Source organism: Paractinoplanes polyasparticus (assembly GCF_019710575.1).
GTDB classification, from domain to species: domain Bacteria; phylum Actinomycetota; class Actinomycetes; order Mycobacteriales; family Micromonosporaceae; genus Actinoplanes; species Actinoplanes polyasparticus.
Window position 1 is genome coordinate 29,583 of sequence record NZ_JAHWFK010000022.1, and the last position, 18,699, is coordinate 48,281.

The 18,699-nt window shown below is 71.4% G+C and carries 17 protein-coding genes; 13 read left to right on the plus strand and 4 right to left on the minus strand.

Annotation, left to right across the window (positions count from 1 at the left end):
- Position 1 precedes the first annotated feature (1 nt).
- The 5 genes from pucL (at position 2) to KXC43_RS21420 (ending at position 6,821) form a co-directional block, all read left to right on the plus strand.
- Complete coding sequence (gene pucL, locus KXC43_RS21400) at positions 2-862, plus strand: factor-independent urate hydroxylase (RefSeq protein WP_221377890.1); 861 nt, start codon at positions 2-4, stop codon at positions 860-862.
- Positions 859-2,208 (plus strand): 8-oxoguanine deaminase, encoded by a 1,350-nt coding sequence (locus KXC43_RS21405; RefSeq protein WP_221377891.1) that lies wholly within the window; start codon positions 859-861, stop codon positions 2,206-2,208. The genes pucL and KXC43_RS21405 overlap by 4 nt, the downstream gene beginning before the upstream one ends.
- Positions 2,209-2,438: 230 nt before the next feature.
- The gene (locus KXC43_RS21410; protein WP_221377892.1) at positions 2,439-3,923 is read left to right on the plus strand and encodes a DUF1996 domain-containing protein; all 1,485 of its coding nucleotides are present in this window, start codon (positions 2,439-2,441) and stop codon (positions 3,921-3,923) included.
- Positions 3,924-4,099: 176 nt separating this feature from the next.
- Complete coding sequence (aceB, locus tag KXC43_RS21415) at positions 4,100-5,644, plus strand: malate synthase A (protein WP_221377893.1); 1,545 nt, start codon at positions 4,100-4,102, stop codon at positions 5,642-5,644.
- Positions 5,645-5,681: 37 nt separating this feature from the next.
- Positions 5,682-6,821, plus strand: a complete 1,140-nt coding sequence (locus KXC43_RS21420) for a DUF6986 family protein (RefSeq protein WP_221377894.1) — start codon at positions 5,682-5,684, stop codon at positions 6,819-6,821.
- A 21-nt stretch (positions 6,822-6,842) separates the two neighbouring features.
- Here KXC43_RS21420 and KXC43_RS21425 read toward each other — a convergent pair whose 3' ends face one another.
- On the minus strand, positions 6,843-7,643 hold the full coding sequence (locus KXC43_RS21425) for an alpha/beta fold hydrolase (protein ID WP_221377895.1): 801 nt from the start codon (positions 7,641-7,643) through the stop codon (positions 6,843-6,845).
- A gap of 225 nt (positions 7,644-7,868) precedes the next feature.
- Here KXC43_RS21425 and allB point away from each other — a divergent pair, with 225 nt between their 5' ends.
- The 3 genes from allB to KXC43_RS21440 are packed head-to-tail and all read left to right on the plus strand — an operon-like array spanning position 7,869 to position 10,520.
- Positions 7,869-9,182, plus strand: a complete 1,314-nt coding sequence (gene allB, locus KXC43_RS21430; RefSeq protein WP_221377896.1) for an allantoinase AllB — start codon at positions 7,869-7,871, stop codon at positions 9,180-9,182.
- Complete coding sequence (gene alc, locus KXC43_RS21435) at positions 9,182-10,171, plus strand: allantoicase (protein ID WP_221377897.1); 990 nt, start codon at positions 9,182-9,184, stop codon at positions 10,169-10,171. Before allB ends, alc begins: the two co-directional genes overlap by 1 nt.
- Positions 10,161-10,520: a TfoX/Sxy family protein gene (locus tag KXC43_RS21440; protein ID WP_221377898.1), complete on the plus strand. Its 360-nt coding sequence runs from the start codon at positions 10,161-10,163 to the stop codon at positions 10,518-10,520. Before alc ends, KXC43_RS21440 begins: the two co-directional genes overlap by 11 nt.
- Here KXC43_RS21440 and KXC43_RS21445 read toward each other — a convergent pair.
- The gene (locus KXC43_RS21445; RefSeq protein ID WP_221377899.1) at positions 10,489-10,701 is read right to left on the minus strand and encodes a hypothetical protein; all 213 of its coding nucleotides are present in this window, start codon (positions 10,699-10,701) and stop codon (positions 10,489-10,491) included. The genes KXC43_RS21440 and KXC43_RS21445 overlap by 32 nt on opposite strands.
- A 160-nt stretch (positions 10,702-10,861) precedes the next feature.
- On the opposite strand from KXC43_RS21445, the gene KXC43_RS21450 reads away from it, so the two are divergent.
- On the plus strand, positions 10,862-12,067 hold the full coding sequence (locus KXC43_RS21450) for a hypothetical protein (RefSeq protein WP_221377900.1): 1,206 nt from the start codon (positions 10,862-10,864) through the stop codon (positions 12,065-12,067).
- Between the two features lie 182 nt (positions 12,068-12,249).
- The gene (locus KXC43_RS21455; RefSeq protein ID WP_221377901.1) at positions 12,250-12,657 is read left to right on the plus strand and encodes a cupin domain-containing protein; all 408 of its coding nucleotides are present in this window, start codon (positions 12,250-12,252) and stop codon (positions 12,655-12,657) included.
- On the opposite strand, the gene KXC43_RS21460 is transcribed toward KXC43_RS21455, so the two are convergent.
- Positions 12,620-13,681: a hypothetical protein gene (locus KXC43_RS21460; protein ID WP_221377902.1), complete on the minus strand. Its 1,062-nt coding sequence runs from the start codon at positions 13,679-13,681 to the stop codon at positions 12,620-12,622. The genes KXC43_RS21455 and KXC43_RS21460 overlap by 38 nt on opposite strands.
- A gap of 68 nt (positions 13,682-13,749) precedes the next feature.
- On the opposite strand from KXC43_RS21460, the gene KXC43_RS21465 reads away from it, so the two are divergent.
- The 3 genes from KXC43_RS21465 to KXC43_RS21475 are packed head-to-tail and all read left to right on the plus strand — an operon-like array spanning position 13,750 to position 17,128.
- Positions 13,750-15,060, plus strand: coding sequence for a phosphotransferase family protein (locus KXC43_RS21465; RefSeq protein WP_308129183.1), 1,311 nt, complete (start codon positions 13,750-13,752; stop codon positions 15,058-15,060).
- Complete coding sequence (locus tag KXC43_RS21470; RefSeq protein WP_221377903.1) at positions 15,057-16,034, plus strand: hypothetical protein; 978 nt, start codon at positions 15,057-15,059, stop codon at positions 16,032-16,034. Before KXC43_RS21465 ends, KXC43_RS21470 begins: the two co-directional genes overlap by 4 nt.
- 5 nt (positions 16,035-16,039) lie before the next feature.
- On the plus strand, positions 16,040-17,128 hold the full coding sequence (locus KXC43_RS21475) for a protein-L-isoaspartate O-methyltransferase family protein (RefSeq protein ID WP_221377904.1): 1,089 nt from the start codon (positions 16,040-16,042) through the stop codon (positions 17,126-17,128).
- Here KXC43_RS21475 and KXC43_RS21480 read toward each other — a convergent pair.
- On the minus strand, positions 17,115-18,689 hold the full coding sequence (locus KXC43_RS21480; protein ID WP_221377905.1) for a phospholipase D family protein: 1,575 nt from the start codon (positions 18,687-18,689) through the stop codon (positions 17,115-17,117). The two genes, KXC43_RS21475 and KXC43_RS21480, sit on opposite strands and share 14 nt — an antisense overlap.
- Between the last annotated feature and the right edge of the window lie 10 nt (positions 18,690-18,699).

Below are 18,699 nucleotides of genomic sequence, written 5' to 3' on the forward strand. Positions count from 1 at the left end.
CGTGGCGATCGTGCTCGGAGAAAACCGTTACGGCAAGGCCGAGACGCGGCTGGTCCGTGTCACCCGCGACGGCGAGACGCACACGCTGGCCGATCTCAACGTCAGCGTCGCGCTCTCCGGCGACCTCGTGGCAACCCACCTGACCGGCGACAACTCGGGCGTGCTGCCCACCGACACCATGAAGAACACGGTGTACGCCTTCGCGAAGGAGCACGGCGTCGGCGCGCCCGAGCAGTTCGCGCTCCTGTTGGCCCGCCACTTCGTCGAGACGCACACGCAGATCCGGGCGGCCCGGGTCGGCATCGAGTCGTTCAGCTGGGAAAGGCTCGGCCCGCACTCGTTCCGCCGCCAGGGCGACCACACCCGCACGGCCGAGGTGACCGTCACGGTCGAGCAGGCCCAGGTGGTGACCGGCCTCGCCGGCCTGGTGCTGCTGAACTCGGCGAACTCGGAGTTCCACGGCTTCCAGCGCGACCGTTACACGACGCTGCCCGAGACCACCGACCGCATCCTCGCGACCGCGGTCGACGCCCGCTGGCGGCACCTGGACGACGACACCGACTGGGACAAGTCGTACACGGGGGTGGTCGAGGCGCTGACCAAGGCGTTCGTGACCACGCACAGCCTCTCGCTGCAGCAGACGCTGTACGCGATGGGCACCCAGGTGCTCACCGATCAGCCCGAGATCGCCGAGATCCGCCTGGCGCTGCCCAACAAGCACCACTACCTGGTCGACCTCTCGCCGTTCGAGCTCGCCAACGACAACGAGGTCTTCATCGCCGGCGACCGGCCGTACGGGCTGATCGAGGGCACGGTGACCCGCGACGACGTCCCGCCCGCGATCACGGAGTGGTACCCGTGATCGTCATCGAGAACGTCGCCGTCGCGACCGTCGACGCGTCGGACAGCTATCACGCCGACGGTCACGTGGTGGTCGGCGACGACGGCCGGATCGCCGCGGTCGGTGCGGGGCCGGCCGCCGAAGGCGAGGGGCGGCGCGTCGACGGCGCGGGCTGCCTGGTCACGCCCGGCCTGATCAACACCCACCACCATCTCTACCAGTGGGCGACCCGCGGCCTGGCGGTCGACGAGACCCTGTTCGGCTGGCTCAAGACGCTCTACCCGATCTGGGGCCGGCTCGACGCCGAGGTGGTCGGCGCCGCGGCCGGGGCCGGGCTGGGCTGGCTGGCACTCTCCGGCTGCACCACGTCGATGGACCATCACTACGTCTTCCCGCGCGACGGCGGCGACGTGCTCGAGGCCGAGATCGAGGCGGCCCGGCGCGTCGGCCTGCGCTTCCACCCCACCCGTGGCTCGATGGACCTGGGACAGAAGGACGGCGGCCTGCCGCCCGACAACATCGTCGAGAGCACCGACGAGGCCCTGATCGCCACCGAGAACGCCATCGACCGCTGGCACGACCCGTCGCCCGGCGCGATGCTCCAGATCGCGGTGGCGCCGTGCTCGCCGTTCTCGGTCACCGAGCGCCTGATGAGCGAGGCCGCCGAACTGGCCCGGCGCAAGGGCGTCCGCCTGCACACCCACCTGGCCGAGACCGACGACGAAGAAGACTTCTGCCGGGAGAGGTTCGGTTGCACGCCGACGGAGTACGCCGAGCGGCTCGGCTGGCTCGGCGACGACGTCTGGCTCGCCCACGGCGTGCATCTGGACGACTCGGCGATCACCAAGCTGGGCGCGACCGGAACGGGCGTGGCGCACTGCCCGAGTTCGAACGCCCGGCTCGGCGCGGGCGCGGCCCGGGTGCGTGAGCTGCTCGACCACCGCGTGCCGGTCGGCCTCGGTGTAGACGGCTCGGCCTCGCAGGAGGCGAGCCACCTGGGTGAGGAGCTCCGGCAGGCGCTGTACACGGCCCGCACCCGGGGCGGCCCGGGCGCCCTGAACGCCCGCGAGGCCCTGCGGCTGGGCACGATGGGCGGCGCCCGCTGCCTGGGGCGGCAGGACGACCTCGGCTCGATCGAGGCCGGCAAGCTGGCCGATCTGGTGCTGTGGCGGCTCGACGGCCTCGGCCACGCGGGCATCGACGACCGGCTGGCCGCGCTGGTGTTCGGCCCGGCCGCTCCGGTCGAGCTGGCGCTGGTCGGCGGGCGTCCGGTGGTGGAACGCGGCGAGCTGGTGCACGCCGACGCCGGAACGCTCGCGCGTGAGGCCGTCCGCGCCCACCGGCGCCTGATGGAGCGGGTCACCTGAGCTCCATCACGCCCCGCGACCGGGGGAAACCTCAGCGAATTTAAGAAACACTTAAGGAAGATTCCCCCGAAAAGCGTTATCGAGAATAGGAATCGCGGCTACCTGCGGCGCTTTCGAATGCCATTCCTAGTTCTTTCTCCGCGGATTGAAACAAGTCTCTGAGCTGTGCATACTCCTGGTGAAGCCGCCCCCCACGAATCACCAGAACGGCAGAGACGAGAGATTCAGAAATGCGGACGGAACCCCTCCACGTCGCCCCGCCCAACCCCAAGACCCGTCGCCGCGTGACCCGCGCCGCCCTCGGCGCGGCCGTCGCCGTAGCGCTCGGCGCCAGCGGCATCTACATCGCCAACGCGAACGCGGCTGAGACCGTCGTCGCCGGGCGCCTGCAGGCCGAGGCGTTCGCGGCCCAGTCCGGCGCCCAGACCGAGAACACGGGCGACCAGGACGGCGGCAAGAACGTCGGCTGGTTGGCCAACGGCGACTGGCTGCGCTACGACAGCGTGAGCATCGGCAGCACGGTCACCGCCCGGATCGCGTCGGACAGCGCGGCAGGCGGCTCGGTCGAGCTGCGCCTGGGCTCGCAGACCGGCACGCTGCTCGCCACCATCCCGGTCGCCCGGACCGGCGGCTGGCAGAAGTTTGTCACCACGACCGCCACGGTGAAGGCGCCGGCCGGCAAGCAGAAGCTCTTCGCGGTGATGAAGAGCAAGCAGGGCGGCGACTTCGTCAACATCAACTGGTTCACGCTGGGCGCGACGGCGACGACAACGCCGCCCGCGACCGCTCCGGCCACGAAGCCGCCGACGACCGCTCCCACGACCGCCCCCACTGCCAGCACTCCGCCGGCGAACACCGGCGCCGGCTGGGTCGTCATGGACCAGGCCAAGTGGCAGGCCCAGGTCGCCGAGTTCAACGCCATGAAGATGAAGCCGGTCACCGGCAACCCGGTGCGGGTCGCCGAGTTCAACGCCTCCTGCAAGGTCAGCCACGCGCTGGCCGACGACCCGATCGTGCTGCCGGGCCTGCCGGGCGGCTCGCACATGCACTCGTTCCTCGGTAACAAGTCGACCGACGCGTTCACCACGACCGACACGTTGCTGAAGAACACCGGTTCCAGCTGCAAGCCGGACGAGGACCACTCGTCGTACTGGATCCCGAGCCTCTACGAGAACGGCGAGAAGATCGAGCCGCACGGCGTGACCGTCTACTACGGCTCGCGGCTGCCCGACCCGAGCAAGACCATGCCGCTGCCGCAGGGCTTCCGGATGGTCGTCGGTGACGCCAAGCGGCAGGTCGCCACGCCGAAGGGCGCCAACGGCCAGTTCTGGTGCGCGGGCGCCGGCGGCGAGATCGGCCGCAGCGCGGACGGCAACTGGCCGGTCTGCGCCAAGACGGCCGAGCTCACGTTCCACCTGACCTTCCCGGACTGCTGGGACGGCGTGCACCTGGACAGCCCCGACCACAAGTCGCACACCGGCGGCGCCGACTCGTCCGGCAAGTGCAGCGGCAAGTTCCCGGTCGCGATCCCGTCGATCGCCTTCGTCATCGGCTACCCGACCTCGGGCTCCAGCGCCGGCTTCAAGCTGAGCTCGGGCAACGCCAGCTCGATGCACGGCGACGCCTTCCTCGCGTGGGACGACGCCGCCCTCGGCCACCGGGTCAAGGACTGCCTGGTCCAGAAGGCCAAGTGCGACTCGTACGGAAACTTCTGATCGCGAGTGCGGGCACGGCCACCCGTCCCCAGCCGTGACCGCACTCGTCCCCCGGTGTGCCCACCCCCGCAGGGACCGCGGGGGTGGGCGCACCGGTTTATCCACAAGCGGTTGCGCAGCCTTCCGCCTCCACTACGGTTTGGGGGAGCAGCCGCCAACGAGGGGAGCCGCCGACGATGACCGAGATCCTGTCCGACCAGGCCGTCGCGTTCGTCACCGAGCTGAACAGGCGTTTCCGGCCCCGGCGGGACGACCTCCTGCGGGCCCGGGCGGCCCGTCGGGCCGAGATCGCGGCCGGCGGATCCTTCGGTTTCCGGCCCGAGACGGCCGACATCCGCGCCGCCGAGTGGAGCGCGCCGCCCGCCCCGGCCGACCTGCGGAACCGCCGGGTCGAGATCACCGGTCCGACCGAGCGGAAGATGACCATCAACGCGCTCAACTCCGGGGCCAAGGTGTGGCTGGCCGACCTGGAAGATGCGAACACCCCGCACTGGTCCAACGTCGTCGACGGCCAGCAGAACCTGTACGACGCGATCCGGCGCACCGTCACGCTCGAGACCCCGCAGAAGACGTACGAGCTGAACGGTGGCCCCTACCCGGCGATCGTCATGCGTCCGCGGGGCTGGCATCTCGACGAGCGCCATCTGCCGGTCGACGGCGAGCCGGCCGTCGGCGCCCTGGTCGACTTCGGGCTGTACTTCTTCCACAACGCCCAGGAGCTGCTCGATCGCGGCAGCGGTCCGTATTTCTACCTGCCCAAGATGGAATCCCACCGCGAGGCCGCCCTGTGGAACGACGTCTTCACGTACGCGCAGGAGGCGCTGGGCATCCCGGTCGGCACGATCCGGGCCACCGTGCTCATCGAGACGATCCCGGCCGCGTTCGAGATGGACGAGATCCTGTACGCGCTGCGCCCGCACATCTCCGGCCTGAACGCCGGCCGGTGGGACTACCTGTTCAGCATCATCAAGTACTTCCGCGACAACCCCTCGATGGTGCTGCCCGACCGCGCCTCGGTCACGATGACCGCGCCGTTCATGCGCGCCTACACCGAGCTGCTGGTCTCCACGTGTCACCGCCGGGGCGCGTTCGCCATGGGCGGCATGGCGGCGTTCATCCCCAGCCGCCGCGACCCCGCGGTCAACGAGGTCGCGCTGGCCAAGGTGCGGGAGGACAAGGAACGCGAGGCCGGCGACGGCTTCGACGGCTCGTGGGTGGCCCACCCCGACCTGGTGCCGGTCTGTCTCGAGATCTTCGACCGGGTGCTCGGTGACCGGCCCAACCAGCTCGACCGGCTACGGCCCGAGGTCACCGTCACCGCCGAGCAACTGCTCGATGTCGGCGCGACTCCGGAGGTGACCGAGGCCGGACTGCGGTCCAATGTGTCCGTCGCGCTGCAATACCTCGAGGCGTGGCTGCGGGGCAACGGCGCTGTCGCGATCAACAACCTGATGGAAGACGCGGCCACCGCCGAGATCTCGCGGTCGCAGGTGTGGCAGTGGATCCACAACGGCGTCCGCCTGCCCGACGGCACCGAGATCACCGCCGGTCTGGTCGGCCGGATCGAGGACGAGGAACTCGCCAGGATCAGGGCGGCGATCGGCGACGACGCGTGGGCCGCCGGCCGCTTCGACGACGCCCGCAAGCTGTTCGAGCGGGTCGCGCTGGCCGACGACTTCGCCGACTTCCTGACGACCGCCGCCTACGACTCGATCGACTGATGCGAGCCACCACCGCCCCCGTCGGATCGGCCGGCTGATGCGGCTCACCGGCGCCGACTACGACGAGGCCGACGGGCTGCTGGCAGCGCACGACGCGTTCCTCGCCGCGCGCTACCCGGGCGAGAGCGCCGATCGGCAGCCCGTGCACACGGTCTACATCCCGGCCGACCGCCTCGACGGCTTCCGCGAGTGGGGGGCCGAGGCGCTGCGGGTGATGAAGCTGCACGACTTCCCGTGGTCGGTGCCCGGCGTCCGCGACAAGCTGGCGAGTGAGCCGATCGAAGACCTGCGAGTCGATTTCGAGGACGGCTACGGCGTCCGCGACGACGACCAGGAGGATGCGGCTGTCCGCAAGGCGGCGACGATCCTGCGCGCGGGTGACCGGCCGCCCTTCCTCGGATTGCGCGTCAAGTCGCTCGAGGCCGCGACCCGACGGCGGTCGCTGCGGACGCTCGACCTGTTTTTGTCGTCCTATCAGGACGCCGATTTCATCGTCACGCTGCCCAAGGTGAGCGGCGCCGACCAGGTGACGGCCATGGTCACGCTGCTCGAACGGCTCGAGAACGGGTACGGCCTGGCCGCCGGGACGCTGCGCTTCGAGATCCAGATCGAGCTGCCCGCCGCCGTGCTCGCGACCGACGGCACAGCCACCGTGGCGCGGCTTCTCACCGCGGCCGGCGGCCGCTGCACGGGCTTGCACTACGGCACGTACGACTACAGCGCCGCGGCCGGGGTGGCCGCGGCCTACCAGGCCATGGACCATCCGGTGGCCGACCACGCCAAGGCGGTCATGCAGGTCGCGGCCGCGCAGACCGGGGTTCGCCTGTCCGACGGCTCGACCAACATCCTGCCCGTCGGCTCGCGCGAAGAGGTGCAGTCGGCCTGGGAGGTCCACCACCGCCTGGTCGGCCGTTCCCTGGAACGCGGCTTCTATCAGGGCTGGGACCTGCACCCGGCCCAGTTGCCGACCCGCTACGCCGCCACGTACACGTTCTTCCGCGAGGGCCGCGACGCCGCGGTCACCCGGCTGCGGCGCTACCTCGACCGGCAGGAGGGCGGCATCGCCGACGAGCCCGCCACCGCCCGCGCGCTGGCCACCTATCTGCTACGCGGCCTCAACTGCGGCGCGCTGACCGACGTCACCTTCAGCCGGGACGAGCTGCTGGCGTTCCTCTGACGCCCGGAAGCTCGGCGCCGTCTACGGACCTTCGTGCGACTTCCAGAACGCCTGCAGCTGGGCGTTGAAGGCTGCGGGCTGCTCACGCTGCGGCTCGTGCCGGGCGCCGGGCACCTCGGCCAGGCGGGCGCCGATTCGGGTGGCCACCGAGGTGCACACCGCGCGCATCACCGCTGCCATGCCCGGCCGGTGGCCGGGCGCTTCCGACTCCCAGCCGCCGAGGATCACCAGCTTTCCGAAGGCAGCCGTACGTAGCGCCTGAACCGGCACTTCGGCCAGCCAGCAGGGGCGCTCGCTCAGGGCGGTGCGGGCGGCGCGCAGCAGGGACGACGCCGGCTCGGGGCGCGGGCCGGTGGGGTACGCCAGTTCGACGTACGCGGACGGGTCGTGCTCTTTCGCCCCGGCCATGAAACGACGGCCGTCCTCGATCGTAGCCGCGACGACCGGCACCGAAGCGGCGACGGTGTGCGCGCACGGTTCGACCAGGACGAGCGACCGCACCAGGTCGGGCCGGGCCGCCGCGGCCGGCATCGTGACCGTGCCGCCGCAGGAATGCCCGACCAGGTGCACACCGTGCGGCGCGGCCGCGGCCATCAGTTCGAGCAGGTCCACGGCGTCGACCGCGTAGTCGCTCGTGCCTCCAGCCGGCTCCGGGCTGTCGCCGAAGCCACGCCTGTCCGGCAGCAGAATCCGCCGGTCGCGCGCGAGCGGCCGCTGCCCTGCGAACGCCCAGGAAGCCCAGCTCAAAGTGCCGTGCACGAGGATTGCGGGCAACGCCGTGGCCGGCCCGTCCCACTCGCCGACGTGGATGGGTGCTCGCATGGTCACACGGTAGCGGCCGGATTTCCGGGCAGGTGCAGACATGCTTCTCGGCCTTGCCCCGCAGGTCCATGAGATGGGCCTCGACCACCACCGGTCACCACGTTCCGCGGATCTCACCGCTGGCATCGTCCGCGCTCCTCCCGTCCTCAATGGAGTGGTGGTGATCCGACAGAGTCGCCGCTGAATTCCACTTTTCTGTCGTACGGGAAAGTTAGGCTTCTGCTCATGGTCGAGCTGGTGTTGCGGTCGCGGCGGGTGGTTACCGAGGGTGGTGAGCGGGCGGCTGCCGTGGCGGTCGCGGCGGGCACGATCGTGGCGGTGGGCGGCTACGACGACGAGTTCGAGGCGGCCGTCGACACCGATCTGGGCGAGACCGCGCTGCTGCCCGGGCTGGTCGACACGCACGTGCACGTCAACGAGCCCGGGCGTACGGAATGGGAGGGCTTCGCCTCAGCCACCCGGGCCGCCGCGGCCGGGGGCGTCACCGTGATCGTCGACATGCCGCTCAACAGCCTGCCGCCGACCGTCGACGTCGAGGCCCTGCGGATCAAACAGGCGGCCGCGAGCGGGCAGACGTTCGTCGACGTGGGCTTCTGGGGCGGCGCCGTGCCCGGTAATGCGGCCGAGCTGCCGGCGCTGCACGCGGCCGGGGTGTTCGGGTTCAAGGCCTTCCTGGCCGACTCCGGCGTGCCCGAGTTCCCGCCCGTGTCGGCGGCCGAGCTGCGCCAGGCCATCGAGGCGGTCGACGCCCAGTTCGTCGTCCACGCCGAGGATCCCGAGCATCTCGGCGAGCTGTCCGGCCCGGCCGGCTACGCCGCGTTCCTCGGTTCCCGGCCGGCCGAGGCCGAGCACGCGGCGGTCGCCACCGCCGTCGAGGCGGCGCGCGCCACCGGTGGCCGCGTGCACATCCTACACCTCTCGGCCGCGTCGGCCCTTCCGTTGATCGCGGCCGCGCAGGCCGAGGGCCTGCGCGTCACCGCCGAGACCTGCCCGCACTACCTGACCCTCGATGCCGCCCACATCCCCGACGGCGCGACCGAGTACAAGTGCTGCCCACCCATCCGAGACGCGGCCAACGCCGACCAGCTCTGGCTGGCCCTGGCCGACGGGTTGATCACCTGCGTCGTCAGCGACCACTCGCCCTGCACGCCCGAGCTCAAGAGGCGCGACACCGGCGACTTCGCGGCGGCCTGGGGCGGCATCGCGTCGGTGCAGCTGGGCCTGCCGGTGATCTGGAGCGCGGCCCGCGCGCGGGGTCACTCACTGGCGGCGGTGGCCGAGTGGATGGCCCGGCGCCCGGCCGAGCTGGTCGGGCTGCACGACAAGGGCCGCATCGCGGTCGGCGCCGACGCCGATCTGGTCGCGTTCGACCCCGACGACACCTTCGTCGTCGAGCCGGCCCGGCTGCACCACAAGAACCCCGTGACGCCGTACGCGGGAAAGAAACTGCACGGCGTCGTCCGCACCACCTGGCTGCGCGGCCAGGCCGTCACCGGCGGCACCGCGCGCGGCCGGTTCCTGAGCCGGAGGGTTGCCTGATGGAAGAGTTCGTCACCCTGCCCGACCTGGCGTCCCGGGCGCTCGGCGGCGGTGTCGTCCACGCCGACGACGAGTTCTTCGCCGCGGCCGACCACCTGGTCCTCCCGCAGCCGCCGGTCTTCGCGCCGCGCACCTTCGACCACAAGGGCCAGGTGTACGACGGCTGGGAGACCCGGCGCCGCCGCGAACCCGGCCACGACACGGCCGTCGTGCGGCTCGGCGCGCCCGGCGTCATCCGCGGCGTCGACATCGACACCGCCTTCTTCACCGGCAACTACCCGCCCCACGCGGCGGTCGACGGGCTGGCCGTCGACGGTTATCCCAGCCCGGCCGAGCTGCTCGCCGCCGAATGGACGCCGCTCGTGCCGAGGTCGCCGCTGCAGGGCGACAGCCGCAACCTGTTCGCCGTGACCGAGAAGCGGCGCTTCACCCACGTCCGGCTCACGATCTTCCCCGACGGCGGCGTCGCCCGGTTGCGCGTCCACGGCACCTCGGTGCCCGACCCGCGGTTGCTGCCCGAGGTCTTCGACGTCGCGGCCCTGGCCCACGGCGCCCGCATAACCGGGTGCAGCAACATGTTCTACGGCCATCCGGGCCACATGCTGATGCCCGGCCTGGCCCAGCACATGGGCGACGGCTGGGAGACGTCGCGCCGCCGCGACGACGCCAACGACTGGGTGACGGTCGGCCTGGCCGCGCCGGCCGAGATCGTGCTGGCCGACCTCGACACCACTCACTTCAAGGGCAACGCCCCCGGCTGGGCCTCGCTGCGCGGCAGCGAGGACGGTCAGGAATGGTTCGACCTGCTGCCCCGGGTCGCGCTGCGCCCCGACACACCACACCGCTTCCCGATACGCGCGGGGCGCGTCGCCGCCCACGTCCGGCTCGACATCTTTCCCGACGGCGGCATGGCCCGCCTGCGCCTGCACGGCCGCCCGGTCGCGGGTTACCTCGAAGACCAGTTCCGGAGACACGCGGATGGCCTATGACGAGACGTTGGCGCAGCGGCTCCGCGACAAGCTGACCGATCCCGCCGTCACCGAGCGCAAGATGTTCGGCGGGCTGGCGTTCTTCACCAACGGCAACATGACGGTGGGCGTCTCCGGCGACGAACTGATCGTGCGCCTCGGGCCCGAGGGAGTGGCGGCGGCGCTGCAACGGGTGGGTGTGCGGCCGTTCGAGTCGGGTGGTCGCTCGATGCCCGGCTGGATCCTGGTCGCCGGCGACCGGCTCGACGATCCCGAACTGGATCGGTGGCTGGCCGAGGCGTACGACCACGTCGCGACGCTGCCGCCGAAAGAGAGCCTCAGCCCTGCGAAGCGGCGGCGCGGCGCTTGACCAGATAGGGGCGCGCGAACAGATAGGCGCCCGAGAAGAAAAGGAGGGCCAGCGGCAGCAGCGGAGTGTAAGAGACCCACAGGAGCGGCTCCTCCTGGGCGAGCGCGACCACGGTGGCCAGCACGGTGACGGTGAAAGCGACCGCCACCCAGCGGTGGAACTGCCGGATCCACTTGTTCATCAGTGACTCCTCCTCGAAGCGTTGTCTGTGCAGGTCACGCTAGGAGAGAGGGCCCGGGCGACGCTTCTCGATTCCTGACCGACCGACGGCGTTTGGTCGGCCCGAGCGGTCGGCGGGTGGCGGCGTTTGGTCGGCCCGAGCGGTCGGCGGGTGGCGGCGTTTGGTCGGCCCGAGCGGTCGGCGGGTGGCGGCGTTTGGTCGGCCCGAGCGGTCGGCGGGTGGCGGCGTTCCGTCGACTGGAGCGGCTGGCGGGTGGCGGCGTTTCCTCGACCCGGATGGCAAGCGGCCGACGGCGTTTCTCGACCTGGGCGGCTGGCAGGCGGGGGCGGTCGGAGGCGTTGCGCCGGGGAGCGTGGCGGGCCGGCGGCAAGTGCCGCGTGTGCGGGCCGGACGCGACTTGCGAGGCCGTTGCGCGGGGACTTCCGGCCATCCAGGATGGGGTGTGCCCTGGTCCACCTGCCTCGACGTGCGCGTGTTTCTGGCTGCCGCCAGTGACTTCCTTGCCACCGACCCGGTCGGCCACACCATCCTGCTGACCGAGGCCGCCTACCTGGAAGCGACCACACCCGGCGGCGGAAATTCGGCCCGCGGCGCGGCGAGAGTTGACGGCGGGGCCGCGGGACGTGGCGCGGCCGGAGTTGACGGCGGTGTTGCGGGCCAGGGCGGGGGTGTCGGGGCTGGGAAGGGGCGTCGGCCGGCGGTTGGTGACGACCGTGGTTTCGGGTGGTGGACTGACGAGTTCGGAGTGGTCGGAGCGGCGTTTGTGCGAGCGCCGAATCATCCGCCGGTTCTCACGCTCGTACCGGACGAGGCTTTGCCGTCCTTGGTCGATGTGCTGGCCGGGGTTCGTTGTCTCGGTGTGGATGGGCGGGACGCTGAGCGGGTCGCATCCGCTTGGCGGGAGCGCACGGGTGTGGTGCTCGAGGAACGGTTCCGGGTTGCGCTCTGCCGGCTGATCGGGCTGCGGGAAGGCGTGCGGGAGCCTGGACGATCGCGCCGGGCCACCCAGGCCGACCGTGAGCTGGTCGTCGGGTGGTTCCACGAGCTGATGGCGGCCAGTCCGGGGGATACCAGCGATCTCGCGTACGTCATCGACGAACCGCTGCGCTACGGCGGCCTGACGCTGTGGGAGGTCGATGGCCGGCCCGTGGCCATGGCCGGTCGCAGCCGCGTCGTCGCCGGCATGACCCGGGTCAGTGCGTCCTATGCGCCGGACAGTGACACCGGCGCTGTCTTTGCCGCTGCCTGCGCGGAGGCGGCTCAGGTCGCGGAGCACGTCCTCGTGCTGACGGCGGACGTCGCCGCTCACCGGGCGCTCGGCTTCGAAAAGGTGCTCGACCGCGTGACGCTCGAGGTTGTGGCCTGACGCGGCTTCGAAAGGTGCAGGACCGCGGGACGCTTGACAGCGCGGCGACTTCGGGACGGTGATCGAGCGTGTGACGCTCAGGGGCTGTGGCCCGGCGCGGCAAGCTTGGGGAAGGTGCTCGACCGCGTCAAGGTCGGGGCTGTGGCCTGGCGCGGCGGCTTCGGGGGGAGCAGGCTGAGTGGATGGATCAGCCGATCAATCTGACCAAGGCGCTGGCGAGCTTCGACGAGGTCTACAGCCCGCGGATCGTCACGCGCATGAACGACTACGACGTGCGGATCGCGCACGTTCGCGGTGAGCACGTCTGGCATGTTCACGAAGACACCGACGAGTTCTTTCTTGTGCTCGACGGGCAGCTCGACATCGCGCTGCGGGAGCGCACTGTGTCTCTCGGGCCCGGGGATGTGTTCGTGGTCCCCAAGGGGGTCGAGCATCGACCGTCGTCGTCGGGCGGGTCCATTCTCATGTTCGAGCCTTCGGGCACGGTCACCACCGGCGACCGGCACGAGGGGGAGATCCCGGCGCACGTGCACAGCACGGCGGGGCGGGAGCTCAGGCCGCCGGAGCCACCCGCGACGCCCACTGCGTAGCCTCGTCGGCCGGCAGGATGCGGTTGAGCACCACCTCGGGAAGCATCAAGGGGTAGGCGCGGCCGAGGTTCCAACTGCGTTCGTACGGCGGGGGGTCGAGCACGATCAACCGGTGGTCGCCCAGCAGCGGGATGTCGGCCGGTCGGCCCTCGTTCCAGATGGTCTCGCCGGTCGCGTCGGCCAGGTAGAACTGGCCGCGGATGCCGTTCGCGGGCATCAGGTCGCCGTCGGTGGCGGCCGCGATCCAGGCTGCCTCCGGTGGCTCGCCGGGCAGCAGGCCACGGGACTCGTCGCCGATCAGCGTCGCGGCCAGCAGCGTGTGCAGCTGGAAGTTGTCGCTCACCCCGCTGATGGTCAGGTCGTAGGCCCGGCTGGTCGGGCGGTGCAGCACCAGCAGCGGCTCGTCGTCGAGCACCTCGAGCAGGCCGAACAGCCAGACCGCGTCCTCGACGTGGGTCGTCATCGAGGCCGCGGCGGCGGTCAGCCGGTCGCGGCCGGGCAGCGCCTGGCGCGCGCCCTTCTGCTGCAGCGGCAGCAGCAGGCTGGGGATCCAGTCGTTGACGGTGAACCAGGCCTGCGCGATCTCGCCGGCCTCGCCGACGCTGAGCCCGGCCTGGGGCGCGGCCCGGACGAGGCGTTCGCGCAGCTCCTTGTATTCGTCGGCCGACGTCGGGGCGGTCACCGGGCCGTCCAGCTTCTCGGACAGCACGCCGAACTGGGCGGCCAGCTCGAGCCCGGTCGAGACCCGGTCGGCCAGCACCGGCAGCACCGGCAGCGGGTCGGCGCCCTGCTCGATCAGGCCCGCGACCAGCGTGGCCAGCAGCGCGCCGTTGCCGAAGGCGACCTGTTCGAGGGCCGGGAGGAGCGGCGGCAGGGCCTCGTTCAGTTCGCCCGGTTCGGCCTGGAGCAGGCGGTCCACAATGGCGCGATAGTTCCTGGTCGAGGCCTTCGTGTCGAGCCGGATCACCGCCTCGGCCAGGCCGGTGCAGAGCTCGGGCAGGGTGGTGGCGGCGCGTCCGAACATTCGCGCATCGTACCGACGGACGGAAATTCGCGCGAACGAATCGATACGCTGGGCTACGGTTGGCGTTCGTGACGAGAACCGTGACGTTAGTGCTGGTCAGCCCCGATGGCGAGCTGCTGGGCGAGACCGAGCCGTTCAAGCCGGCCAGTCCGTGGTGGCAACCGGTCGACGACTTCGGTCCCGGCCTGCAGGTGTTGCGCCTGCTGCACAGCGACACCGCCGGTCCGCCGGGCGGCCACGTCACCTATCTCGCCGAACTCACCGACGAAGCCGCAAATATCCGAAAAATCAGGCCGCGTACGTCGGAAGAGCGCAGTACCGCGACAATCCCGAGCAGCCCGAACAGCGCAGCCCCCGCGACGATGTCGAGCGGCGCAGGCAGCGCGACGCCGTCCAGCAGCGCGACGCCGGGCCGGGGCGACCGCGCGTACCACGGGGATTGGCGCCAACCGCACGCCAAGCGCGCCCCTTACGCCGAGCTCGGCGGGCCCACCGCGTCGATCGAGTGGGCCGCCGGCATCGTCCCCGGCACCACCGCCCACCAATGCCGCACCTGGAACCTGTCGGCGATCTGGCGGTTCGACGACGAGCACGGCAACCCCGTGGCCTGGCTCAAACAGGTCCCGCGGTTCTTCGCGCACGAGCCCCACGCCATCCGGCTGATCGACGGCGTCGCGCCCGGCCTCGTGCCGCGGCTGATCGCCGAGGGCGAGGACGGCCGCATGCTGCTGGCCCACGCCCCGGGCGACGACCGCTACGGCGCCGGCGCCGACCTCTGCGCCCGGATCGCCGCCGCGTTCCACCCGATCCAGGCTCACTTCGCCACTGACACGGACGCGCTGGCGCGAATCCCCGACGCACGCCTCGACAAGACGCTCGGCGAATACGTCCGGATCGCCGAGCCCTACTACGACGGCATCCCGGGGCTGCGGGAGCTCATCGCCGATCTGCCCCGGCGCTTCGCCGAGATCGCCGATTGCGGCCTGCCCGACACGCTCGTCCACGGCGATCTGCACCCCGGTAACGTGCGCACCGACGACGCCGGCCGGATCACGATCATGGACTGGGGTGACTGCGTCCTCGGCCACCCGGCCCTCGACATCCTGCGCCTGACCGACGCCGACACCAACGGCAGCGAGCGCGGACCTGGTCTACCCGGACGTGACGGGCTGCTGGCCGCCTGGGCCGACCGCTGGCGCGAGACGGTGCCGGGCTCCGACCCGGAACGGGCCGTCGAGTTGATGCGCCCGGTCGCGGATCTGCGGAGTGCGCTCATCTACTCCGAGTTCCTCGAGAACATCGAGCCCACCGAGTGGCCCTACCACGCCACCGACGTGCCCGAGAGCCTGACCGCGGCCGTGGCTACCGCCCGCGGATGAGAACGCCGCTGCAGGGAGGGCTGCCGCCGCCCGGTGCGGTGGCCGGTCCTGTGGTGGAGATCGCTTGCGACGAGTCCGGGTTCTCGGGCACGAACCTGCTCGACCCGTCGACCCCGATGATCACGCATGCGAGCGTCGACCTGAGCTCCGGCGCGGCCCGGCAGTTGATCGCCGAGTTGCGGTCGAGCTCCCACGAGCTGAAGTCCGGGCCGTTCCTGCGGGGGCCGCGGGCGCGGGAGGCACTGGAGCTCTTCCTCGGCGCCTTGCGTGGGCGCGCGCTCGTGCACCTCATCGACAAGCAGTTCTTCGTGGTCACTCGCGTCATCGACCTGCTGCTGGCCGAGCCGTCGTATGCCGCCGGTACCCGGCTGACCCAGGATCGGCGGCCGGCCGCCGTCGCGCTGCATCGGGCCCTGCGCGACGCCGGGCAGGACGGCAATACGTTCCTCGCGAGCTTCACCGACCTGGTCCGCGCCAAACGGCGCGGGCCCGCGAACCAGGCCGTGGAACGGTTCCTGCGAGCCCGCGACGCACTGGCCGGCGACCGAGCCCAAGAAACGCCGCCCGGCGACCGGGCCCGGAAGACGCCGGCCGGCCTCGACGGGATCACCGCGCAGCGGGTGCGCGACCTGCTGACCAGGCTCGAGGACGACGACCGCACGATCCCGCCGCCGCTGGAGCCGCTGTTGCCCGCGCTGGCCGAGACGGTGCTGTTCTGGAGTGCGGGGCGGCGGCGGGTGCTGGTCACCCACGATGAGCAGAGCGCCCTCACCGCCGACCGGCTGACCCGCCTGCAGCGGGCGCTCGCCGTCGGCGGTGTGTCACCGCTGGCCGGTCTGATCATGGTGGATTCCCGCGACGACCCGCGGGTTCAGCTGGCCGATCTGCTGGCCGGGGTGGCCCGGCGGTCACCGCGGAGCGACGGGCTGGAGCCACTGATCTCGCGGACCTCCCTGCTGCCGGATCTATGGTGAACAGGATGGGGCCGCGGGAGGCGTTTCTCGAACGGATCCGGCGCGGGGGAGTGGACCTCTCGCCGCGGCTGGCCGCGGCCTTCGCCGAGGTGCCGCGCGAGGTTTTCGTTCCCGACGGGTTCCAGCGGCGCGACGGCACCTGGGCCGAGCCGGCCGACGCCGATTTCCTCGAGCTCGTGTACGACGACGACGTGCTGGTCACCAAGGTGGAGGGCCGCACGCCGGTCAGCTCGTCGAGCCAGCCGTCGCTGATGGCGTTGATGATCGAGGCGCTGGATGTGCGGCCGGGGCAGACGGTTCTCGAGATCGGGGCCGGCACCGGTTACAACGCGGCCCTGCTGGCCCGGCTGGGCGCGTCCGTGATCAGTGTGGATGTTCAGCAGGACGTCGCCTCGCGGGCGCGTTCGGCGCTGGCGCGGGCGGGCATCGAGGGCGTACGGGTGGTGCTCGGCGACGGCTACCAGGGCATTCCCGGCGTACGGGTGGATCGGGTGATCGTCACGGTCGGTGTCGCCGGTGTCTCGCCGCGCTGGCTGGAGCAGCTGGACGGCACGCCGGACGGCGTGGTGGTGGTCCCGGTCGAGCACGCGGGCACCCACCCCGTCCTGCGGGTCACCCGGGACGGGCAGGCGCGCGTGGTCAGCCCGTCCAGCTTCATGACCGCGGCCGGACCGCTCACGGCCGCCCACCCGTTCCCGGCGCCGGCTCCGCCCCGCACGATCAAGCGCCTCGTCCCGTACGCCGAAAGCCGTTTCGACCCGCCGCTGGAGCCCCTCGTCTATCGCGACCTCTGGTACGCGGCCGGAGTCTGGCACCGGCGCGCCACCTACGCCGCCGTGCCCCGCCGCGAGCAGAACTGCCTCGTCCTGCTCGACGAGCAACGCACGGGCGGCGCGGCCATCCTGCCCGACGGCAGCGTGGTTGCCGGGGGCGACGAGGCCAGCCGCTACGCCGCCGACGCGACCGCTGTGCTCGATCGCTGGCTCGACGCCGGACGCCCGCCGATGCAGGCGTGGCGGCTCAGTCTCGCGGCGGGCGGGGACCCGGACGCTCCGATCCTGCTGCCGTGCGGCTGGGAGCTCACCAGCGGTTAGCCCACCGGTCGCGCCACGACCGCCCGTCCGGATCGTAGATCAGCCGGTAGGCCGGGGTCGCCCACCACCGATGGAACCAGGGCAGCTTCTCGGTCGAGTGCGGCATCAGCCGGCCCGGTGGGCGGGGCCCCTTCCGCCCCGAGTCGTGCCAGTCCTTCAGCCGGTCGGCGGCGGCGGTCATCTCCCGTACGGCGTCCTCGGCGTCGAGCACGTCGAGATCCGCACGATCGAGATGCTCGCGCATCAGGGCGAGACGGAGCTCGCGCGGGAAACGACGGGCGCCGTCGCCCAGCCCGGCCGGGTCGCGCGGCTCCCGCTCGTCCGGCGTCTCGTCGAGGACCGCGTTGGAGAGCTCGCTGTCGTGGGTCCACGAGCGACGGTTGAAGTTGTCGCTGCCCACGCTGCACCACGTGTCGTCGACCACGCACACCTTGGCGTGCACGTAGATCGGCGTGCCGGCCTCGTTCTCGAGGTCGAAGACGTGCACGCGGTCGGGCGCGGCCCTCGAGCACAGCGAGATCGCCTTCTCGCGGCCGACCTGGTTCGGCGGCAGCGCGAACCGGCCGTCGACGTCGGGATACCGGGGGACCACCGCGATCAGGTGCAGGTCGGGATTGGCCCGCAGCGCGTCGGCGAAGAGCCGGGCCACCTCGGTCGACCACAGATACTGGTCCTCGAGATAAATCAGCCGCCGGGCCCGCTTGACTGCCTTGGTATAGCCGCGGGCCACGGTCTGTTCGCCGTTGCGCGCGAAGTCGTACGTGGGGCGCATCGACGGATAGGTCCGCAGCGTCTGTACGGCCATCGGTCCGCACTCGGGCGGGTCGGGTGGCTGCGGCGGCAGGCGGTCGGCGCTCATGTCGGCGTGCTTCAACTTGTCGGTCACCGTCGAGATCGGACCGTGCTGGTCGAGATCGTCGGGTTCGTTCCACCGCTCCCGGAAGGTGAGGTCGAGCACCCCCACCACCGGTCCGCGCAGTTCGAGCTGCACGTCGTGCCAGGGCGGATTCGGACCGTACGCCTTGGCCATGGCGACCGCCTGCGGGTCGCCGAGGTGGCGTTCGTCGTCGCGGCGACTGTGGCACAGGTCGATCCCGCCGGCGAAGGCGACATCGAGCTCGGGCCGGCCCGGGTGGCGCAGCACGACGAGTTTCTGGTGGTGCGAGCCGCCGCGACGCACCCGCTGGTCGAGCAGCACCTCGCCGCCGGCGGCCCGGATGTCGTCGCTGAGGGTGCGGTTCTCCTCCTCGCTGTACGCGAGCTTGTCGAGGTGGGACCGCCAGAGCAGACCCTTCACGACCACCCCGCGCTTGGCCGCGGTCGAGAACAGCTCGGCGATGGTGGGGCCGTCGTCGCGCAGGAGTTCGTCGGGGTCGCCACGCCAGTCGGTGAAGAAGAGGTGGTCACCCTCGCGGAGGCTTTCCACCTCCGTTACCAGACGGTCAAAATATGTTTTGCCGTGAATCAGTGGCTTGGCCGCGTTTCCGGTGGACCAGGTGGGTATGGAGGAGTCCGGGTTGCCCCGCTCCTCCTGCGAGAGGAACCAGTCCGGCAGAGGCACGCCCCCGAAT

Excerpts from the sequence above, each read along its gene's own strand:
- aceB (WP_221377893.1), top strand. The coding sequence starts at position 4,100 with ATGACCGAGATCCTGTCCGACCAGGCCGTCGCGTTCGTCACCGAGCTG.
- KXC43_RS21455 (WP_221377901.1), top strand. The coding sequence starts at position 12,250 with ATGGATCAGCCGATCAATCTGACCAAGGCGCTGGCGAGCTTCGACGAG.
- KXC43_RS21410 (WP_221377892.1), top strand. The coding sequence starts at position 2,439 with ATGCGGACGGAACCCCTCCACGTCGCCCCGCCCAACCCCAAGACCCGT.
- allB (WP_221377896.1), top strand. The coding sequence starts at position 7,869 with ATGGTCGAGCTGGTGTTGCGGTCGCGGCGGGTGGTTACCGAGGGTGGT.
- KXC43_RS21475 (WP_221377904.1), top strand. The coding sequence starts at position 16,040 with ATGGGGCCGCGGGAGGCGTTTCTCGAACGGATCCGGCGCGGGGGAGTG.
- KXC43_RS21470 (WP_221377903.1), top strand. The coding sequence starts at position 15,057 with ATGAGAACGCCGCTGCAGGGAGGGCTGCCGCCGCCCGGTGCGGTGGCC.
- KXC43_RS21425 (WP_221377895.1), bottom strand. The coding sequence starts at position 7,643 with ATGCGAGCACCCATCCACGTCGGCGAGTGGGACGGGCCGGCCACGGCG.
- KXC43_RS21445 (WP_221377899.1), bottom strand. The coding sequence starts at position 10,701 with ATGAACAAGTGGATCCGGCAGTTCCACCGCTGGGTGGCGGTCGCTTTC.
- KXC43_RS21440 (WP_221377898.1), top strand. The coding sequence starts at position 10,161 with ATGGCCTATGACGAGACGTTGGCGCAGCGGCTCCGCGACAAGCTGACC.
- KXC43_RS21420 (WP_221377894.1), top strand. The coding sequence starts at position 5,682 with ATGCGGCTCACCGGCGCCGACTACGACGAGGCCGACGGGCTGCTGGCA.
- KXC43_RS21460 (WP_221377902.1), bottom strand. The coding sequence starts at position 13,681 with ATGTTCGGACGCGCCGCCACCACCCTGCCCGAGCTCTGCACCGGCCTG.
- alc (WP_221377897.1), top strand. The coding sequence starts at position 9,182 with ATGGAAGAGTTCGTCACCCTGCCCGACCTGGCGTCCCGGGCGCTCGGC.